Annotated in this window: 18 protein-coding genes; 4 read left to right on the plus strand and 14 right to left on the minus strand. The window is 65.9% G+C overall.

What is annotated here, in order from left to right:
* Positions 1 to 31 precede the first annotated feature (31 nt).
* The gene (locus tag RMCN_RS06325; protein ID WP_067387888.1) at positions 32 to 901 is read right to left on the minus strand and encodes a beta-ketoacyl-[acyl-carrier-protein] synthase family protein; all 870 of its coding nucleotides are present in this window, start codon (positions 899 to 901) and stop codon (positions 32 to 34) included.
* Positions 885 to 1,991, minus strand: coding sequence for a 3-oxoacyl-ACP synthase III family protein (locus RMCN_RS06330; RefSeq protein WP_067387889.1), 1,107 nt, complete (start codon positions 1,989 to 1,991; stop codon positions 885 to 887). The genes RMCN_RS06325 and RMCN_RS06330 overlap by 17 nt, the downstream gene beginning before the upstream one ends.
* A 262-nt stretch (positions 1,992 to 2,253) precedes the next feature.
* Between RMCN_RS06330 and RMCN_RS06335 the strand changes: the two genes are divergently transcribed.
* Both RMCN_RS06335 and RMCN_RS06340 read left to right on the plus strand, forming a co-directional pair.
* The gene (locus tag RMCN_RS06335; RefSeq protein WP_067387890.1) at positions 2,254 to 2,577 is read left to right on the plus strand and encodes a hypothetical protein; all 324 of its coding nucleotides are present in this window, start codon (positions 2,254 to 2,256) and stop codon (positions 2,575 to 2,577) included.
* Positions 2,578 to 2,646: 69 nt separating this feature from the next.
* Positions 2,647 to 4,371, plus strand: a complete 1,725-nt coding sequence (locus RMCN_RS06340) for a sensor histidine kinase (protein ID WP_201028795.1) — start codon at positions 2,647 to 2,649, stop codon at positions 4,369 to 4,371.
* A 9-nt stretch (positions 4,372 to 4,380) separates the two neighbouring features.
* Here RMCN_RS06340 and RMCN_RS06345 read toward each other — a convergent pair whose 3' ends face one another.
* The 3 genes from RMCN_RS06345 to fdxA are packed head-to-tail and all read right to left on the minus strand — an operon-like array spanning position 4,381 to position 6,639.
* Positions 4,381 to 4,833: a pyridoxamine 5'-phosphate oxidase family protein gene (locus RMCN_RS06345; RefSeq protein ID WP_067387891.1), complete on the minus strand. Its 453-nt coding sequence runs from the start codon at positions 4,831 to 4,833 to the stop codon at positions 4,381 to 4,383.
* A gap of 5 nt (positions 4,834 to 4,838) precedes the next feature.
* Positions 4,839 to 6,248, minus strand: coding sequence for a WS/DGAT/MGAT family O-acyltransferase (locus RMCN_RS06350; protein WP_067387892.1), 1,410 nt, complete (start codon positions 6,246 to 6,248; stop codon positions 4,839 to 4,841).
* A gap of 40 nt (positions 6,249 to 6,288) precedes the next feature.
* The gene (gene fdxA, locus RMCN_RS06355) at positions 6,289 to 6,639 is read right to left on the minus strand and encodes a ferredoxin (RefSeq protein ID WP_067387893.1); all 351 of its coding nucleotides are present in this window, start codon (positions 6,637 to 6,639) and stop codon (positions 6,289 to 6,291) included.
* 130 nt (positions 6,640 to 6,769) lie between these two features.
* On the opposite strand from fdxA, the gene RMCN_RS06360 reads away from it, so the two are divergent.
* Positions 6,770 to 7,414: a TMEM175 family protein gene (locus RMCN_RS06360; RefSeq protein ID WP_131808534.1), complete on the plus strand. Its 645-nt coding sequence runs from the start codon at positions 6,770 to 6,772 to the stop codon at positions 7,412 to 7,414.
* Positions 7,415 to 7,482: 68 nt separating this feature from the next.
* On the opposite strand, the gene RMCN_RS06365 is transcribed toward RMCN_RS06360, so the two are convergent.
* Positions 7,483 to 7,932 carry a DoxX family protein gene (locus tag RMCN_RS06365; RefSeq protein ID WP_067387895.1) on the minus strand — a complete coding sequence of 150 codons (450 nt, stop codon included), beginning with the start codon at positions 7,930 to 7,932 and terminating at the stop codon, positions 7,483 to 7,485.
* 92 nt (positions 7,933 to 8,024) lie between these two features.
* Here RMCN_RS06365 and RMCN_RS06370 point away from each other — a divergent pair, with 92 nt between their 5' ends.
* Positions 8,025 to 8,687, plus strand: a complete 663-nt coding sequence (locus RMCN_RS06370; RefSeq protein ID WP_064412034.1) for a helix-turn-helix transcriptional regulator — start codon at positions 8,025 to 8,027, stop codon at positions 8,685 to 8,687.
* A gap of 1 nt (position 8,688) precedes the next feature.
* On the opposite strand, the gene narI is transcribed toward RMCN_RS06370, so the two are convergent.
* From narI to RMCN_RS06410, 8 genes are all read right to left on the minus strand, one after another.
* Positions 8,689 to 9,420 carry a respiratory nitrate reductase subunit gamma gene (gene narI, locus RMCN_RS06375; protein WP_064412033.1) on the minus strand — a complete coding sequence of 244 codons (732 nt, stop codon included), beginning with the start codon at positions 9,418 to 9,420 and terminating at the stop codon, positions 8,689 to 8,691.
* Position 9,421: 1 nt separating this feature from the next.
* Positions 9,422 to 10,075, minus strand: a complete 654-nt coding sequence (narJ, locus tag RMCN_RS06380) for a nitrate reductase molybdenum cofactor assembly chaperone (RefSeq protein WP_067387896.1) — start codon at positions 10,073 to 10,075, stop codon at positions 9,422 to 9,424.
* Complete coding sequence (gene narH / locus RMCN_RS06385) at positions 10,072 to 11,739, minus strand: nitrate reductase subunit beta (RefSeq protein ID WP_064412031.1); 1,668 nt, start codon at positions 11,737 to 11,739, stop codon at positions 10,072 to 10,074. The genes narJ and narH overlap by 4 nt, the downstream gene beginning before the upstream one ends.
* Positions 11,736 to 15,425, minus strand: coding sequence for a nitrate reductase subunit alpha (locus tag RMCN_RS06390; RefSeq protein WP_110765781.1), 3,690 nt, complete (start codon positions 15,423 to 15,425; stop codon positions 11,736 to 11,738). Before RMCN_RS06390 ends, narH begins: the two co-directional genes overlap by 4 nt.
* A 2-nt stretch (positions 15,426 to 15,427) precedes the next feature.
* Complete coding sequence (locus RMCN_RS06395; RefSeq protein ID WP_067387898.1) at positions 15,428 to 16,648, minus strand: nitrate/nitrite transporter; 1,221 nt, start codon at positions 16,646 to 16,648, stop codon at positions 15,428 to 15,430.
* A gap of 90 nt (positions 16,649 to 16,738) precedes the next feature.
* Positions 16,739 to 17,161, minus strand: coding sequence for a DUF4383 domain-containing protein (locus RMCN_RS06400; protein WP_067387899.1), 423 nt, complete (start codon positions 17,159 to 17,161; stop codon positions 16,739 to 16,741).
* Positions 17,162 to 17,249: 88 nt separating this feature from the next.
* Positions 17,250 to 17,741: a DUF4383 domain-containing protein gene (locus RMCN_RS06405; RefSeq protein WP_067387900.1), complete on the minus strand. Its 492-nt coding sequence runs from the start codon at positions 17,739 to 17,741 to the stop codon at positions 17,250 to 17,252.
* A gap of 353 nt (positions 17,742 to 18,094) precedes the next feature.
* On the minus strand, positions 18,095 to 19,963 hold the full coding sequence (locus RMCN_RS06410; RefSeq protein ID WP_067387901.1) for a propionyl-CoA synthetase: 1,869 nt from the start codon (positions 19,961 to 19,963) through the stop codon (positions 18,095 to 18,097).
* Positions 19,964 to 19,965 lie beyond the last annotated feature (2 nt).

The following is a 19,965-nucleotide window of genomic DNA, read 5'->3' on the forward strand; positions in this document are numbered from 1 at the left end:
GCCGGGTCAGTGTGTAGCCCAGAACCGTCGACTACATCCGATACAGCGCCGCCCCAGCCGTCACGCCCGCGCCCGCGGCGATGATCATCACCAAGCTGTCGGGCGGGGTGGTGTCGGCGGCCTTACCGAGCGCGGCCGCCAGGGCCGCCGTGTGCATGTGTTGGTCGTCGCCGACCGTGATGTGTTCGAGCGGGACGTTCAGCTGCGAAGCCAGCTCTGCGCGAAAAGCGGGACTGGCCGGCGCCGCGACTATCGATGCGATCTCATCGATTCCGGTGTCGGATTCGGTGAGGCACCGCTGCGCCGCACGCGCCGCGGTACGTGCGAAACCACGTTCGGCAGGGACTGATTCGCGGATCCTCAAGAGATTGCGTTGTTCCACCATGGCGATCGTGGCCGACACCGTGTCGTCGTCGTCTTCCGACCGCTCCCACCAGACCGGCCCGAGCCCGCGTCCGTCTTCGGACCAGCCGCACAGCAGCGAGGCGCCTGCGGGGCTGTAGGGGAATGCCTCGCTCGAACCACGTCCCGGATCGGCGTCGCCGGCGACCACCAACGCGCAGTCGATCACTCGCGACTTGAGGAAGCCGTCGACGATGTGCAGGGCGGTGAGCATTCCGCACGAGCCGTTGGCGACGTCGAACGAGAAGGTGCCGTGCCCGCCGGTGTGCGGCTCCTCGTCATTGGCTCCGATGTCGTCCTGGATCATCGAGGCGAGGGCGGGCTCGCCGAGGTTGCGGTCGCGGTAAATGCCCGCGTTGACGAGGAGGTCCACATCGTCGGCGTTGCGCCGACCCTTGCGGAGGCACTTCTTCGCCGCCCTGTCGATCAGCCGCAAAGCACTGTGACGGTTGCGCCAGCCGCCGTTGACAACGGCGATCTGGTCAATGACGGTTCCCATAGTGGCTCACCAACTCTCGGTCCAGCGTCAGAAGGACGAAGCCGATCTCCAAACCGGATGCCAACGCGATCAAAGCGATGGTCTCCCCGGGCGAGATGCGCCGAGCCTCGAGCTCTTCGATGAGCGCGACGGTGTGCGTCGTCGACGCGGTGTTGCCGTAACGGTCGACGGTGATGACCGCCTCGTGTTTCGGAGTGGCGCCGAACTTGGCGGACACTTCGGCCATGCCCTTTCGGATCGCGCGCGCCGACGTCTGATGGGTGATGACGTGGTCGATTTCGTCGATGGATCGTCCCGCCTCCCGAAGTACCTCGCGCAGCAGGGTAGGTGTGTTCGCCATCGCGGCCCTGTGGATGCCCCGTGCGTCGGTGAACATCCGCGCGCCCGGGTCGTTGCCCTTGGGATAACCGAGGCAGAGCCGGCTGTACTCGGCCAGCGTTGTGAAACCGGCCAGGATGATGCTGCCTAAACCGACTTGAGCTCTTTCGAGTAGGAGCGCCGCCCCTGCATCGCCAAGGGTCAGGGACGCCAGTTCCTTGCTCATGATGTTGTGCACGTGGCGCGCGGCGTTGCGGCCCAGCTGGGAGATGTACTCGCCACTGACGATCAAGGCCCGCTTCACGGCGCCCTGCCGGATCATGTTGTTGGCAATGGTGACTCCGGTGAGCATCCCGGCACACGCGTTGTTGAGATCGAAGGTCATCGCCGAATGGGCGCCGATGGCGTGTGCCACCGCCGAACTCATCGTCGGCTCCAACCTCTGTGTGAGACCGCCGCGAAACTTCGTGATGCTGCAGTTGATGAGCAGGTCGATCGACGCCGGATCCCGTTCGGCCTTCTCGAGGCAATCGATGGCCGCGGCTGTCGCCAGGGTGTAGGAGTCCTCGTCGCCGACCGAAACCCGTCGCTCACGAATTCCGGTCAGCCGCTCAAGATCGATGTGGGTGTGGTGGCGTGTGGTCGACATCAGGTCGTCGGTCGCCAGGTGCGTTGGTGGCAGGTGCCGCCCCGCACCTGCCACCCGGGCCTCGAACATCGGGGACGGCCCGTGCGACGGCGGCTCCATCACCAGCCAATGCGTGCCTGCCATGCGCTCAGCATCCAATGTCGACGACGCGCGAAACAGAGCGTTTCGGCCGTGCGCCACAGGGACCTTCGGCCCTTAGTCGGTCGCCCGCGTGGACGTGGCGTCGGACCATGGCAAGGGAGAACGGATGGCTGGCGACGGCGATGGCGTACTCCCTGCTGGAACGAGCAGTGGGCGCGACTATCCACAATGCGAAGTGCGTCCATCCGCAATGGCAGGACCTGTCCGTGGGCGACACCGTGGGGCTGCACGCCGGTACGGCGACATGGGCCGGCAAGTGGTGGCCGCGATCGACCCGCAGGCTTACCTCGCGCTGGTGTCACCCGAGGATTTCGTGCGATTGCAGCGTGGGAAGAAGGCGAAAGGGGCGTGGACCTCTCACCTTCGCCGCACGGGCAGCTGGACGCGCCTGCTGGTCAGGGGCAGTGGGGGCGCGGCCGGACACGCCCTGTTCGACATCGTCCACTTCGTCATGGAGCAGAAGATGCTGCGCGGTATTCGCGATCGGGCGCAGCAAAAGGCGGCGAACGATCGAGCCGGAGCCACGATGTACGAGTTGCCGAACGAGCGAATAGCAGCACCCCGCTAGCGCGTAAACGGCATCGTCAAATACCACCAATTACTCGCATAGTGGCTTGACAGGTGGCAGCATGGCGGCATGGCTGACGTGGCACAGCCGGCCAAAGCGTGGGGCGAGGCCGCCAGGCCGCCGGTGCGAGAGACCCTGTCGCAGTTGCGCCTCCGCGAGCTGCTCATGGAGGTCCAGGACCGCGTTGAGCAGATCGTCCAGGGCCGGGATCGACTCGACGGCCTCGTCGACGCGATGCTGGTCGTAACGTCGGGGCTCGAGCTCGATCAGACGCTGCGGACGATCGTGCACACCGCGATCGAACTGGTCGACGCCCAGTATGGCGCGCTGGGTGTTCGTGGCCACGACCACGAACTGGTCGAATTCATCTACGAGGGCATCGACGAATCGATGCGGGAGCGTATCGGTCACCTACCCGAAGGACGCGGCGTACTCGGAGTGCTGATCGACGATCCGAAACCCATCCGACTGGACAACATCTCACACCATGCGGCGTCGGTCGGATTTCCACCCCATCACCCACCGATGCGGACCTTCCTGGGCGTGCCGGTGCGGATTCGCAACGAGGTGTTCGGAAACCTGTACCTCACCGAGAAGGCGGGTGGCCAGCCTTTCAGCGAAGACGATGAAGTCCTCGTACAGGCGCTTGCGGCTGCCGCGGGCATCGCGATCGACAACGCCCGGTTGTATGAGCAGTCGAAGACCAGGCAGTCGTGGATCGAGGCCACGCGGGACATCGGGACCGAGTTGCTGGCAGGAACCGATCCCGCAACTGTGTTCAGGCTCGTGGCCGACGAATCGCGCCACCTGAGCGGCGCCAAGATGACGCTTGTGGCCGTGCCCGCCGACCCGGACGAGCCGGCCGAGGAGGTCGATGAACTCGTCGTCGCGGCCACCGCCGGCGATGAACCGACTGAAACCTTTCGGTTCATGACGACCTCGGGGACCGCGATCGGGAAGGCGTTCTTGCAGCGCACTCCCGGCAGGTTCGACAGCCTCGAGCTGGCGCCGAACAGGCCCGCGACCGGGCCGGCCCTGGTGCTGCCGCTTCGTACGTCCGACTCCGTCGCGGGTGTGCTGGTGGCCGCGCGACCGCCGGGCTCGTCTCCGTTCAGCGCCGACGAACTCGACATGATGTCGGCTTTCGCCGATCAAGCCGCGCTCGCCTGGCAGCTTGCCACCACACAACGCCGGATGCGCGAACTCGATGTGCTCAGCGATCGTGACCGCATTGCCCGCGATCTGCATGACCATGTGATACAGCGGCTGTTCGCGGTCGGGCTGGCATTGCAGGGCACCATTCCGCGCTCGCACAAACCGGAGGTCAGGCAGCGGTTGAGTGAATGCGTCGACGATCTTCAAAATGTCATCCAGGAGATCCGCACCGCAATCTTCGACCTCCACGGTGCAGATGCCGGAATAACCAGGCTGCGGCAACGCATCGACGAAGCGGTCGCTCAATTCGCGGATTCCGGAGTTCGGACGACGGTGCAGTTTTCCGGCCCGCTGTCGGTGGTCGATGCCAACCTGGCAGATCATGCCGAAGCGGTCGTGCGCGAGGCCGTCAGCAACGTTGTGCGCCACGCGAAGGCCTCGATTCTGACCGTCAATGTCGTTGTCGGAGACGATCTTTGCATCGAGGTGGTCGACGATGGATGCGGAGTCGCCGGCAGCATCACGGGCAGCGGGTTGACGAACCTCAAACGACGCGCTGAAGAAGTCTGGGGAAAGTTCGCGATCGAGGCTGCGCCCACGGGTGGTACCAGGCTGAGGTGGCGCGCCCCGCTGCCCTGACGGGGTGGTTCAGGACGAGGTCGCGCTCGTGTTCTCTGCCCGATACCTCGGCAGGCCGCGTTCCCGGAATCGGCGGCCGGTCATCTTCTCGGTGCGGATGCGCACGAAGTGATCCCGACGACCGTCGACCCACGGCTGGATGAATGTGCCTGCCACTTCCAGCAATTCGTCGACATCGGTGATCGGCTCGGCGTGCCCGACGACGGTGACGCTCCAACCGGTCCGCAGATCGGCGTCGAGCTCGTCGGCCTGGAAGGCCACGACCTGATTGTCGGTGGCCGCGGCGAGCTTCGGCCCGCCGGCGACTCGTATCACCACGTCGTCGTGCCACAGCCGGAAGTTGACCGGCTGCACCGCGGGTAAGGCATCCTCGGTGAAGACCAGCCGACCCACCCGCACGCCTTGCAGCAAGTCCAGGCACTGCCTGCGGTTGAGGTCCTCCAGTTCGTGTCCTTTGGTCATCGTCCTCATCCTCCTTGAACCAGAGCGAGAGTGCCGACGGGGGTGCACCGCCAGTGGCCGACGCTCAAGTCGGCCAGCCGGGTCACGGCTCGCTCGATCCCTTCGGCGAGTTCTTCGACGTCGGGTGCGGCGTCGTAATCGCCGATGATCCCGAACGCGAGGTGGTCGGCGTAGCTCAGGATCGCGATGCCGGTGCGCAGTCGCAGGGCCAGCGGCGGGATCGGGAGCAACCGGATGACCTCGCGGCCTTTGAGGTGCAACCGTTTACGGGGACCGGGCACGTTTGTCGCCAGCGTGACGACGCCGCGCTGAGGGAGTCGGGTCAACGTGCGCACCGTCCACGCTGTCAGCGGGAAGGGGATCACGTTCGCCGCGGAGACCAGGAGATTGCCGGCCTCGCGCTGTCCGCTCGCCTTCGACCTGCAGAGACGGGCGTGCACGGTCTGCAGCTGCTGAATCGGGTCGGCCTTGTCGACGGGAAGATAGGGCAGCATCACCGACACGCGGTTGTCGGGTTCGTCGGCCGCATCCGGGGACCGCACCGAAACCGGCACCAGGGTGCGTAGCGCGGTGCGGCGGGGCTTCTCACCGCGACGCATCAGAAGGCTGCGGTAGCTGTCGGTGATCGCCGCCAGCGCGACGTCGTTGACCGTGACGTCGAACCGCTCGCAGATGCGGTGCACGTCCGGCAGTGACACCTCGACTGCGGCGTAGCGGCGCATGTCGGTCACCGGACCGGTCAGCGACGACGAGGGGGTCGGCCGCAGAAGTCCGCCCGCTATCTCGACGGCGCCGTGCAGAGCCTGCGTCGCGGCACAACTCACACCTACAGACGTCCGCCACGCCGCGGTCATCCAGTCGATCGGGTTGAGCGACAGGGCGGGCAGCCGCGGGCCTTTCGGCGCCGGCCGCGCAGCACGAAGCGCCCTCGCGGGTGCCTCGCCGTCGTGCCCGTCGCATAGGCGCGCGAGCAGATGGGTCGCCGCGACCCCGTCGGCGATGCAGTGGTGGATCTTCATCAGCATCGCCCACCGGTTGTGCGCCAGACCGTCGACGATCCAGCACTCCCACAACGGCCTGTCGCGGTCCAGGCGGCGTTCCATGACTTCGGCGGCCCAGCGGAACAGGGCCGCGTCGTCGCCGGGCCGGGGCAGCGCCGCCCGACGGATGTGGTGGGTGATGTCGACCTGCGCATCGTCGACCCAGTCGGGGGCCTCGAGGTCCAGCGGATGGGTGCGCAATACCTGCCGGAAGCGGGGGACCGTCAGAACTCGCTCGCTGAGATCGGCGACCAGCGAATCGAATTCGGGCATCGGCCCGGCGAGGACGGCGATGGCGCCGATCGCGAGGCTCACGTGGGGGTCGGAGTCTTCGGCGTGCAGGAATCCGGCGTCCAGTGTCGTGAGCTGCTCCATTCCTCCACTCTCGGCGAGCGGCGGACGCGTTAGTAGAGCCTTAGGTCCCTACTTCACGCGGCGGCATTACCGCGACCAGAGGCGCGTCGACGCCGACGGGGCCGAGCTTGGCGAAACCGCCCGGGATACCGAGGGGAGTGTCGCGGCCGGGCAGGACCTGGGAGAAGAACGCGGCATTGTCGGCGAGGTGGCCTTGCTCGTCGTCGGGCAGGTCCGTCTCGAAGTAGATCGCGTCTTCTTCGCACGCCAGCTTGCATGCTCCGCAGTCCACGCATTCGTCGGGGTTGATGTACATCGATCTTGCGCCCTCGTAGATGCAGTCGACCGGGCACTCCGGCACACACGACTTGTGCATCACGTCCACGCACGCACTGCTGATCACGTAGGTCATGGCCGCAGTGTAGGAACGGCCGGGCTTCGCCGTCGCGGGTCGAAGGCCGGTAGCTTCGAGGACCAAAGTCCCTGGCGCGGTGGGCCCGAATAGCTCCGCAGGCAGGTCGGTGGAGGGATACTCAACCACTGTGGCGGCTGAACGGGCCGAGGCTGCTCGACCGTCTGGATACCGGACGACCCGGATGGAAGCGTTCAGCGATGGTGTGTTCGCCATAGCGATCACCCTGTTGGTCCTCGAGATCGGTGTGCCCGACGGTTCCGAGGATGACCTGCTGGCTGCCGTGGTGCGCCAGTGGCCGTCGTATCTGACGTATCTTGTGAGCTTCTCGACGATCGGCGCGGTGTGGCTCGAACACACGGTGATCACCGAATTCCTCGACCGCGCCACCCCCGCGCTCATCCGGCTCAACCTGCTGCTGTTGATGCTGGTCTCATTCCTGCCGTTCCCCACTCGGCTGTTGGGGGACTACATCGCCGAGAGTGATGCCCAACGTGTCGCGGTGACCGTTTACGGCATCAACCTGCTCTTGGTGTCGGTGGTGGTCTCGTTGATGTGGCGTTATGCCGTGTGGCAACGCTTGATCAGGGCCGGCGTGGCCGACGCGGATGTCAGACTCATCAGCAAGAGGCTCACTCCGGGCCTGGCCGGCTACGCCGTGTTCATTGCGGCGGGGCTGTTCGCCCCGATCATCGCCGTCTTCGGCTACCTGATGATCGCCGTGTACTTCATCGTGCCCTTCGCTGCGCTGCGGGCTGCCGGACGAGCGCGCTGACCGGTGGAGTCGAGCGTTGGCACGAGCTCGACGGACATTCGAGCTCGTGCCCACGGTCGGCATCTAGCTCATCGCGTGGCCCGGGTGTGCAACGGTGCGTCGTACACCGAGGCCAGCCGGCCGAGTGTCAACGCGCCCAGCAGCAGACCGAAGTCGCGCAAGGCGACGTCGTAGAACCCGGGGTAGGTCACCAGGTTGACGATGATGCCCGCGAGCCAGAGGGCGACGACGTACGCGGCGTATCGCGGTTTCACCGCGACCGCGATTCCGGCCACGATCTCGACCACGCCGACGATCAACATCGTCTGATGTGCGGTGAACGGGCTGAGGTCGACGATCCACGGTGCGAGGTAACCCTCCCAGTCGGTCAGCACGTTGGTGAACTTGTCGAGGCCCATCACGATCGGCAGCACCGTGAACCCGATCCTCAGGATCAGGTAGGCCGCGTAGACGGGATCGGTGCGGGCACGCAGCAGGGGGCTCGTCGGGTGGTCGACCGAAGAATTCGAGGTGGTCATGATGACGTTCCTTTCTAGAAATAAACTTTATGTCTTTTAGAGCACACCCATTGGCGAGTTTTGTCAAGAGTTTTTAGTGATAGAATTTCGGGGTGGCTGCGCAGTTCACCGACCCCGCCTCCGTGGCGGCACTGACCAGCCTGGACGATCCGATTCGCCGTCGGCTCTACGAGTTCGTCGTGGAGCGTGACGAGCCGGTCTCCAGGGAGGCGGCCGCAGCGGCGGTCGGGATCGGTCGCACCCTGGCCGCCTATCACTTGGACAAACTCGCCGACGGTGGCCTGCTGGCCGTCAGCTATCAGCGGCCGGCCGGTCGTGGCGGCCCCGGCGCCGGGCGCCCGGCCAAGCTCTACACCAGGACCGCGGACGAGATCGTCGTCAGCATCCCGCCGCGCGACTATCTGTTGCTCGCCCGGTTGCTGGTCTCCTCGATCGAGCAGGACGCCGGGGGAGCGGTGCGATCGGCCCTGGGCGCGGCCGCCCGCGAAACCGGACGGCGGGCCGCGATCGACGCCGAGGGTGACATGGTGGCCGCGTTGCGCGACTGCGGATATCTACCTCAGTCGGATGCCGAGGGCGGTATCACCCTGCGCAACTGCCCGTTTCACTCGGTGGCGAAGGACCATTTGGAGGTCGTCTGCGGTCTCAACCTGCAGCTGGTCGAGGGTGTGATCGACGGCAGTTCAGCGCCCGGCGCGCGTGCGGAGCTCAGCCCTCGGCAGGGCCGATGCTGTGTTCTGGTGCACGGCGCCTGATTCACCAACCGCGGCGATGCGGGCGCGATCCGACCAGCTCGCCCGTGTCGACGACGTCGCGGCTGCGGTAGACGATGTAGGGCCGGAACAGGTAGCCGATGGGCGCGCTGAACACGTGCACCAGCCGCGTGAACGGCCACAGACAGAACAGCACCAGGGCGATGATGACGTGGATGTGGAACCACAGCGGCGCCTGGGCCATCAGGTCACCGCGCGGTTGCAGGATCCAGATTGACCGGAACCACGGCGACACCGTCTGCCGGTAGTCGTGCTCGGCGCCGACGGGGGTCGCGCCGATCAGCGTGCACGCGAGGCCTGCGACGATGGCCATCACCAGGACCAGGTACATCACTTTGTCGTTGGCGGTCGTGGCGAGGAAGACCGGCCCCGTGGTGCGACGGCGGAAGACCAGCAACGCGATACCCGTCAGCGTGGTGACGCCGGCGATCGCACCGAGCACCATCGCCTGGATGTGGTACGCGTGATCGCTGAGTCCGATTGCGTCGGTCCATGATTCGGGAATCACCAGCCCGATGATGTGTCCGACGATCACGACCAGGATGCCGAAGTGGAACATCGGGCTGCCGATGCGCAGCAGCCGTGATTCGTACAGCTGCGACGAGCGGGTGGTCCAGCCGAACTTGTCGTAGCGGTACCGCCACCAGATGCCGACCGCCACGATCGCCAGCGTCACGTACGGCACCACGTCCCAGAAGATCTCCCAGCCCGACATGTCAAACTCCTTGTGCGCGTCGTGGCGGCACGGTCAACGTAAACGGTTGTAGACCAACCGATTCAGTGGGCGGGCCGGCGGCGGCCAGTCGCTGTGCCCGTTGGATGTCCTGCTCGGTACGCGCCGGAAGTGTTTGGCAGACGGCGGCGACGGCGGGTGCGTACGGGGATGCGGACTGCTGCAACGCCTCGCACAGCAGGTCGATGGGGGCCCGGTGCTCGACGAGCAGGCGCCGCCCCGCCGCCGGGTCGACGGTGGCGGCGAACTCGAGCACCACGGGCAGGTAGTCGGGGGCCTCACGCTCCGGCGGGTTGACGCCCGCCTCCCGGTAGGTGCGGGTGAATGCCAGCATGTGGTTGCCTCGGTTGCGGGTGTCTCCGGCCGTCCAGTACGTCAGGTACATCGTGGTGCGCCTTCGCATGTCGAACGTGTCGACATAGTCGACCTGCGCCTGCATCGGGTCCTTGGCGCGCAACGCCGCCACGGTGTCGGCGAGCAGATCTGCGGGTGCGGTGTAAAGATGCGCCAACAGCTCCTCGACGGTGGCCAGCCGCTCGGCGTGCTGGTCGTCCGGATAGGTCAACAGCAAGGCGGCCGCCTGCCACACGAGGCGATGCTCGAGGGTGGATTCGCGTCTGCTCCTGAGCAGTTTCATCGATCCGCTCTCCGCTCGGGAAAGATGCCACTGGGCTCACCGCGGCCGTCCCAGTTGAGCAGGTTTACCCGCGACGGGCGCGACTCGGTGACCGCGATGCCCTCACTGGTCTGCCGGTGGTGCAGCGCATGGAAGCTCTCCACCGCGACGGGCACCGGGGCACCGCTGGCCTCACCGAACGGACCCGACTCGTACATGCCCGGGCCGCCCTCGAACGACAGTGAGCAGCCGGGCTCTTCGAGCGCCTGAGCCTCCAGGGCGTGGGCATCGGCGACGTATGCGGTCGGAATGACGTAGCGCTCTTCGTATTTCGCGAGCGCAAGCAGCCGGTACATCTCGTACATCTGCTCCTCGGACATGCCGACCGCCTGGGGGATGTGCGGCTGGGTCTCGCGGCCCAGGTTGATGTCGCGCATGTAGGACCGCATCGCGGCAAGCCGTCGCAGCACACCTTCGACCACCGCGGTGTCCCCGGCCGTGAACAGCCCGGCGAGGTACTCGATCGGAATGCGCAGCGCCTCCAGCGCACCGAACAGGTTCCCGAGGGCCTCACCGTCATGGCCGTCGCGGGCGACCGCGTCGACCACCGGGGACAGCGGCGGGATGTACCAGACCATGGGCATCGTCCGGTATTCGGGATGCAGTGGCAGCGCAACCTGATAGCGGTGGATCAGCGCGTACACCGGCGAGCGCTGGGCGGCCTCGATCCACTCCTCGGAAATGCCCTCCGCGCGGGCGCCGGCGATGACGTCGGGATCGTGCGGGTCCAAGATGATCGACTTCTGCGCTTCGTAGAGGTCGGTGTCCTTCTCCGTCGCCGCCGCCTCGAGCACCCGATCCACGTCGTAGAACACCAGGCCCAGGTACCGCAACCTGCCCACACACGTCTCCGAGCACACCGTCGGCAACCCCACCTCGACGCGCGGGTAGCAGAACGTGCACTTCTCGGCCTTGCCGGTCTTGTGGTTGAAATACACCTTCTTGTAGGGACATCCGGACACACACATCCGCCAGCCGCGGCAGCGGTCCTGGTCGACGAGCACGATGCCGTCCTCGGAGCGCTTGTAGAGCGCCCCGGACGGGCACGACGCGACGCACGAGGGGTTCAGGCAGTGCTCGCAGATCCGCGGCAGGTAGAACATGTACGTCTGCTCGAGTTCGAGGCGGACCTGTTCGTTGACCTTCTGCAGCACCGGATCTCCGGACAGGATCTCCGGTGAGCCGCCGAGGTTGTCGTCCCAGTTCGCCGACCACTCAACCTTCATCGGTTCGCCACTGATCAAGCTCCGGGGTGGCGCCACCGGCATGTGCTCGCCCAGTGGCGCATTCGTCAGGTTCTCGTAGTCGTAGGTCCACGGCTCGTAGTAGTCGTTGATGCTGGGCATCTTGGGGTTGGCGAAGATCCGCAACAGCTTGCTCAGCCGCCCGCCGTCGCGCAGCCTCAACCGACCTCTGCGGTCGCGTATCCATCCGCCACGCCACCGCTCCTGATCCTCGTAGGTTCGCGGATAGCCTTGGCCGGGACGGGTTTCGACGTTGTTGAACCAGACGTACTCGGTACCGGGCCGATTGGTCCAGGCCTGTTTGCAGGTCACCGAGCAGGTATGGCAGCCGATGCATTTGTCGAGGTTCATCACCATCGCCATCTGCGCCATGACTTTCATTGGTAGACCACCTTCTGGTTACGCCGCCGGACGACGGTCACCTCGTCGCGTTGGTTACCGGTCGGCCCGAGATAGTTGAACGCGAAGGCCATCTGGGCGTATCCGCCTGCCAGATGGCTCGGCTTGATCAGCAGCCGGGTCAACGAATTGTGGATACCGCCGCGCTTCCCGGTGGTCTCGCTGAGCGGCACGTCGATCACCCGCTCCTGCACGTGGTAGACGAACACCACACCCTCGGGCATCCGGTGCGACACGATCGCGCGGCACACCAGCACGCCGTTGCGGTTCACCGCCTCGACCCAGTCGTTGTCGCGCACCGAGATCTTCGCCGCATCGGCCGGGCTCATCCACATCGTCGGCCCGCCGCGTGACAACGACAACATGAACAGGTTGTCCTGGTATTCGGAGTGGATTGACCACTTGGAGTGCGGCGTCAGATACCGCACCGTCAGCGCCACACCGTCGCTCTCACCCACCGCGGACTCGCCGAACAATCGCGACATGTCCAGCGGCGGACGGTAAATCGGCAGCTGCTCACCGAGCTCTTCGAGCCAGTCGTGATCCAGATAGAAGTGCATCCGGCCGGTCAGCGTGTGAAACGGTTTGAGTTCCTCGATGTTGACGGTGAACGGCGCGTAGCGGCGCCCACCGGTTTCGCTGCCCGACCACTCCGGGCTGGTGATCACCGGAACCGGCCGCGCCTGGGTGTCGGCGAACGTGATGCGGCGCTCCTCGCTGCCGCCGGCCAGATGGACCAGTCGGCGCCCGGTCCGCCGCTCCAACTCGCGGAACCCCTCGACGGCCAACCGCCCGTTGCTGGTGCCCGAGAGCGTCAGGATCGCCTCGGCCATCCGTTCTGCGGTGTTGATCGCCGGTCGGCCTTCTGCGCGACCGGAGTTCATCACCCCGAACTTGGCCGCCAGTTCGTCGACCTCCTTGTCGGGTCGGACGGTCACACCCTTGGTGGTCAGCCCCAGCTTCTCGACGAGGGGCCCCAACGCCGCCCACTTCTCGGCGATCGCCGGATAGTCACGCTCGACGACGGCGATCGGGCCCATCGTCTTACCGGGTACCGGGGTGCTCCCGTCGGCGCGCCAATCTTTCTCGATGCCACCGGGATACGCCATCGCACCGGGAGTGTCGTGTTGCATCGCGCCGAGCACCACGTCGGACCGCACACCCAGATGCTTGGCCGCCAGCGCGCTGAACACCCGCGCGATCGCGCCGAAGGCCTCGAAGTCGGAATGGGTCTCCCACGGCGGGTCGACGGCGGGGTTGAACGCGTGAATGTACGGGTGCATGTCGGTGCTGGACAGGTCGTGCTTCTCGTACCACGTGGCCGCGGGCAGCACCACGTCGGACAGCAACGTCGTCGAGGTCATTCGGAAGTCGATCGACATCAACATGTCGAGTTTGCCCTCGGGGATGTCGTCGGTCCACGTTATGTCGTTGGGCCGCACGGCTTCCGGCGTCGGCTGGGCCTGGAGGTTCGAGTCGGTTCCCAGCAGATGACGCAGGAAGTACTCGTTGCCCTTACTCGACGACCCCAGCAGGTTGGCCCGCCAGACCGACAGCACCCGAGGCCAGTTCGCCGGGTTGTCCGGGTCGGTGACGGCCAGTTTGAGCTCACCTTGCGCGAGCTTCTCGGTGACATAGGTGGAGATGTCCTGACCGGCGGCGCGGGCCTCGTCGGCGACGTCGAGGCTCGAACGGTCGAACTGCGGATAGAACGGGCTCCAGCCCATCGCGGTCGACGCGGCGAGCACATCCATGGTGTGCCGGTCCCGGAACCGGCCGCGACCCAGCGGGCTCGACAGCGCATCGGCACGATAGCCGTCGTAACGCCACTGATCGGTGTGGACGTACCAGTACGACGTGCCCGGCATCTGTCGCGGCGGCCGCGCCCAGTCGGTACCCATGGCCAGCGCCGACCATCCCGTCACCGGGCGGCACTTCTCCTGTCCGACATAGTGCGCCCAGCCGCCGCCGTTGCGCCCCATCGCGCCGGTGAGCAACACCAGCGCCAGCACCGCCCGGTAGGTGGCGTCGCCGTGGAACCACTGGCATATGCCGGCACCCATGATGATCATCGACCGGCCACCGGATTCCTCGGCGTTGCGGGCGAATTCGGTGGCGATCCGAATGGCCTGTGAGGCAGCCACGCCGGTGATCGACTCCTGCCAGGCAGGGGTGTAGGGCTTGGGATCGTCGTAGCCGGTAGGCCAGTCGCCGGGTAGGTCAGGCCGGGCCACGCCGTAGTGCGCCAGCATGAGGTCGAACACCGTGCACACCAGGTGTTCGCCGACCCGCCGCACCGGCACGCCGCGGCTCAGCGTCTCGCCGTGGCCGTCGAACGTGTCGAATCGCGGCAACACCACCTCGGCCATCTCACCGCCCTCGGTGAACAGCACCGTCAACGCCGGGACGAGATCGCCCAGTTCGAGGTTCCACTTGGTGACGCCGTCGTCGCCAAAACGGAATCCCAACGAGCCGTGCGGTACGGCGACGGAGTCGGTCGCCGCGTCGAGGAACACCGGTTTGAAGGCCGCGTTCTCCTGTGCCGCGGATTGGCCGCCGAGGTCGGCCGCGGTCAGGTTCTTACCGGGCACGAGCCTGCCGTCGCGCTCCTCGAGCTTGACCAGGAACGGCAGATCGGTGAACTTGCGGACATAGTCGACGAAGAACGGAACACGCTGTTTGACAAAGAATTCCGAGAGCACCACGTGGCCCATCGCCATGGCCAACGCACCGTCGGTGCCCGCCGCGCACGGCATCCACTCGTCGGCGAACTTGGTGTTGTCGGCGTAGTCGGGGCTGACGCTTACGACCTTCGTGCCGCGGTATCGCACCTCGGTCATCCAGTGCGCGTCCGGCGTGCGGGTGACCGGCACGTTGGAACCCCACATCATCAGATATGAGGCATCCCACCAGTCACCGGATTCCGGTACGTCGGTCTGATCACCGAAGACCTGCGGTGAGGCCACCGGAAGGTCGGCGTACCAGTCGTAGAAGGACGTCATCACGCCACCGAGCAGCTCGATGAACCGCGACCCTGCCGCGAAGGAGACCATCGACATCGCGGGGATGGGGGAGAACCCCGCAATCCGGTCGGGCCCGTACTGCTTGATCGCGTGCACGTGGGCCGCGGCGATCATCTCGGTCGCCTCGGCCCAACTGACCCGCACCAGACCGCCTTTGCCCCTTGCCTGTTGGTAGCGTCGGCGCCGTTCGGGGTCGTTCTGGATGTCGGCCCACGCGAAGACCGGATCCGATACACGCGACTTCGCCTCGCGGTACATCGCGACGAGTTCGCCGCGCGCGTACGGGTAGCGCACCCGCGTCGGCGAATAGGTGTACCAGGAGAACGCCGCGCCGCGCGGACAGCCACGCGGCTCGTACTCCGGCCGGTCCGGCCCAACCGAGGGGTAATCGGTCTCCTGGGTTTCCCAGGTGATGATGCCGTCCTTGACGTAGATCTTCCACGAGCACGAGCCGGTGCAGTTCACGCCGTGCGTCGAGCGGACCACCTTGTCGTGGCTCCACCGATCGCGATAGAAGATGTCGCCTTCGCGGCCACCGCGACGGTGGATGGTCCGCCCGTCGTCGGAAGCCTCACCGGGAGTGAAGAACCGGCCGCTGCGCTCGAGCAGTTCTTCGATCGGGCCGCCGATGTGGGGCGGAGTGATCGTCACCGTGTGGCCTCCTTCGGATGCGGCTCATGGGCGTGCAGCCGCAGTGCGGTGTAAGCGAACGCGATCAACGCGGTCACCACGAGCAGGATCAGTCCGACCGAGTAGTCGTTCTCGACCGCGTCGTAGGTCGAGCCCATTACCAGCGGCGGGAAGTAACCACCCAAACCCCCTGCGGCCGAGACGATTCCGGTGATCGAACCCACTGACTTGGCGGGTGATCGGCGAGCCACCCAGGCGAACACGCCGCCGGTGCCGACACCGAGGAACACCGCCAGCGCGATGAAGGTGGCTGCCGACCACACATCCGGCGGCGGTTGCAGCATGGCGATCAATGCCATCAGCGCGGTGCCGGCGAAGGAGCTCAGTACGACGTACTTCGGCGCGATGCGGTCGGCCAGCGCCCCGCCGACCGGACGTGCGAGGACGGCGGCCAGCGCGAACCCCGCCGTTCGCGCGCCGGCGTCGACGGCCGAGAAGTGGTAGATCGTCTTGATGTAGGTGGGCAGATAGTTGCTGAACGCCACGAACCCGCCGAACACGATCGCGTAGAGGAATGACATCTCCCAGGTGACGCGAAGTTTGGCCGCTGCCTTCAGCTTCGGCATCACCCGGTCCGTGTTGGGCGTGAAGGTCGGTGAATCACGCATCAACAGCAGGCACAGCGCCGCGGTGATCGCCAACGCGACCGCGATGATCACATGGGTGGGGAAGAGCCCGAACCAGCCCACGAACCGGGGTGTGAAGAACGCCGAGAGCGCGGTGCCCACCATCCCCATCCCGAAGACCCCGGTCGCGAATCCGCGCCGCGACGGGTCGTACCAGTTGTTGGCGAACGGAATCCCGACAGCGAAGATCGTGCCCGCGATGCCCAGAAAGAAGCCGCACACCAGCAGCATCGGATACGACCCTGCCGAACCCGCAGCGCCGACCGCCAGCACCGGCACGATCGAGATCAGGGAGATCGCGATGAACAAGGCCCGCCCACCGAACCGGTCGGTCAGCGAACCCACGACGATCCGCCCCAGCGCGCCCACCAGAATCGGTGTGGCCACCAGCATCGAGGCCTCGGAACTGCTCAGCGACAAATCGCCCGCGTACGTGGTCGACAGCGGGCCGATCATGTTCCAAGCCCAGAAGTTGATGGCCGAGACCCAGGTGGCCAGCGCTAAGTTGATGCCCCGCCGCGCGCCGGTGTGCGGCGTAGTCGCCGTACTCACTCGTCCAGACAACCACGTGTCAAAGGCATCCGCGTGGCTTTCGAGTAAAGCGCTGCTACACGATGTAGTACAGACCGCGCCGTTGTCGGTCTAGGCGCGAATTCTCCTGCGGCGCTTGGTCGGGTCGTGCTGTCCGGCGAGCGTCAACCCGAGGATCGACATGACGACACCAAAACCGAACCACATCCAGTCGAACACGCTGGCCACGGCGTATCCGTAGACGAACAGCGCGAAGTAGGCCAGCCCGGCGCCCAGAAAGTAGGCCCGGGAGGCCGCGTATGTTCGCGCCATCACCAGGCCCAGTGCGCCGATCACCAGGTTGACGACGTTGCCCAGTCCGGACACCGAGATCATGCCGAGCAGGGTGGCCCCGGATCGGTGGTCGGCCCAAGCCAGCCTGTCGTAATCCTGGGTCACGCCCGGGATGAAGCCGAGGGCGCCGAGAAGAATCAGGGCGACGCCGGCGATCACCGCGGCCCCCTGCACGGCCATGTACTTCGGTGTCCTTGCCATGCCTCGCCTCCGTCCGAACCCTTATTGACGGACTCGCAGGTGATACCCGCCGGGCGCGGACGCTAACCGGCGCAAGCGGCGCGGACGCTTACCGGGCGTTGCGATTGCGGTTCAACGGGGTGTTGGCGTCGATGACCCGCCGCGACAACAGCACACCCAGCGCGATCATGCCGACCCCGAGTAGCAGATGAAGCCAGTTGTCGGCAGTGTTCAACGGCACGAAGTTCGCCGCGCTGTCATGGTCGATGACCAGGCCGTACACGAAGAGCAACAGGTAGATGACGCCGCCGCCGATCAGGTAGATGCGGGCCGCGTCGAACGTGCGCGCCATCAAGACGCCGGCCACACCGAACAGCAGGTGCACGAGGTTGTGCAGGATCGAGACGTTGAAGATCCCGAGCAACATGGCTCCGGAGTGATGGCCGGCGAACGTCATGGTGTCGTAGTTCGTCGTGATCCCCGGGATGAAGCCCAGGATGCCCACCAGCAAGAACGTTGCGCCGACGGCGAGTGCTGCTTTCTGCACGGGGGTGCCGTAACGCGTCGCGGCCGTTCGGCCCGGCGGATGACTGCTGACCATCGTCGTTTCCTTTCGTCGAGGTCAGCGATGGCTACCCGGCGAAAGTCGATGCAAACGTGGTTTGGCGATCCCGTCGCAACAGGACATGCGACTCAGGTCTGTGAGCGAACCTGAGCCGATTCCGTGCGGCCCGAGCTTTACTGCTTGACGGCCTATTTCTTGATGTAGCAGTTCGGCGCGTTGCCGCAGTGATGACCTTGATCGCACTTGTGGCAGTGGCAGGTACAGCCGCTCTTGGCCTTGATCGCAGATGTACGCATCGCGAATCAACTCCTTCGTCGTGAGCCGGCCCGCGTGGGGCGGGCACGGACTCAACACCGAATATAGGCCGATACGAGCGGCGTCGGAGCGGCTCAGTTCTCCAGAATCGGCTTGAGCGCTTCGATCACTGTCGGGTCGTCGATCGTGGACGGCAACGGCTCCTCACGGCCGTGGGCGATGCCCCGCATCGTCTTGCGCAGGATCTTCCCCGAGCGGGTCTTCGGCAACGCGGGTACGACGTCGACGAGTTTGAAACACGCTACGGCGCCGATGTCTTCGCGCACCAGTCGGATCAGTTCCTCGGCGAGCGCGTCGGCCGAGGCGCCCGACTTGAGCACCACGAAGCCGCGCGGCACCTGCCCTTTGATCTCGTCGCGGACACCGATCACGGCGCACTCCGCGACCGCCGGGTGAGTGGCCAGCACGGCCTCGATGGATCCCGTCGACAACCGGTGTCCTGCGACGTTGATGACGTCGTCGATACGGCCCATCACGAACAGGTAGCCGTCTTCGTCGAGATAGCCGCCGTCACCGGTGAGGTAGTAGCCGGGATGCTCCGACAGGTAGGCGGCCTTGTACCGGTCGTCATCGCCCCACAGGGTGGGCAGGGTGCCCGGCGGCAGCGGTAGCCGGATACAGATGTCACCTTCCTCGTTGGCCGCGCAGGGTGAGCCGTCGACGTGCAGGATCTCCACGTCGTAGCCGGGCATGGGAACGGTCGGGGATCCGGGTTTGATCGGCATGGGTTCAAAACCCATCGGATTGGCGGCGATCGCCCACCCGGTTTCCGTCTGCCACCAGTGGTCGACCACGGGGATGCCGAGTTTGCGCGCCGACCACTCGTAGGTGTCCGGGTCGAGTCGCTCGCCGGCCTGGAAGAGGTACTTCATCTTCGACAGGTCGTAGCGGCCGATGTACTCGCCGTCGGGGTCCTCCTTGCGAATCGCGCGCACCGCCGTCGGCGCAGTGAACAATGCCTTGACCCCGTGTTCGGACGCGACCCGCCAGAACGCACCGGGGTCCGGTGTGCCGATCGGCTTGCCCTCGTAGAGCACCGTCGTGGCGCCCAGCAGCAGCGGTCCGTACACGATGTAGGAGTGCCCGACCACCCAGCCGACATCGGATGCGGCCCAGAACACTTCGCCCGGCGCGATGTCGTAGATGTTGCGCATGCTCCAGAGCAGCGCCACCGCATGCCCGCCGTTGTCGCGCACGATGCCTTTGGGCTTACCCGTGGTCCCCGATGTGTACAGCACGTACAGCGGATCGGTTGCGGCGACCGGCACGGGGTCGACGGGCGCCGCGACCGCGACGTCCTCCCAATCGAGGTCGCGGTCGGGAGCCAGTTCACAGCGCTGTCGGTCGCGTTGCACGATGACGCAGTTGCGCGGCGGGTGCTCGGACATCTCGAGTGCGGCGTCCAGCATCGGTTTGTAGGCGACGGTGCGGGACGGTTCGATACCGCAGGACGCGGAGACGACGACCTTGGGTTGCGCGTCGTCGATGCGGGCCGCGAGCTCATGTGCGGCGAACCCGCCGAACACGACCGAGTGGATCGCCCCCAGGCGCGCACACGCCAGCATGGCGATCACCGCCTCCGGGATCATCGGCATGTAGATCACCACACGGTCGCCCTTTTCGACTCCGAGACCGCGCAGCCCACCGGCGAATTTCGCTGTCGCATCGCGTAATTCACCGAAGGTGTACGTGCGTTGTGTCCCGGTGACCGGTGAGTCGTAGATCAGCGCCGGTTGATCGCCTCGGCCGTCGTCGACTTGCCTGTCGAGCGCGTTGAAGCAGGTGTTCAGCTCGCCGTCGGCGAACCACCGGTAGAACGGCGGGTTGGAGTCGTCGAGGATCTTCTTCGGTTCGCGGGTCCACGTCACCGCGCGTGCGGCCTGGGCCCAGAAGCCTTGTGGATCAGCGATGCTGGCGTCGAACAGCGCTCGGTAACCGGCCATAC

It is taken from the genome of Mycolicibacterium novocastrense (assembly GCF_001570485.1).
Classification (GTDB): Bacteria; Actinomycetota; Actinomycetes; order Mycobacteriales; family Mycobacteriaceae; genus Mycobacterium; species Mycobacterium novocastrense.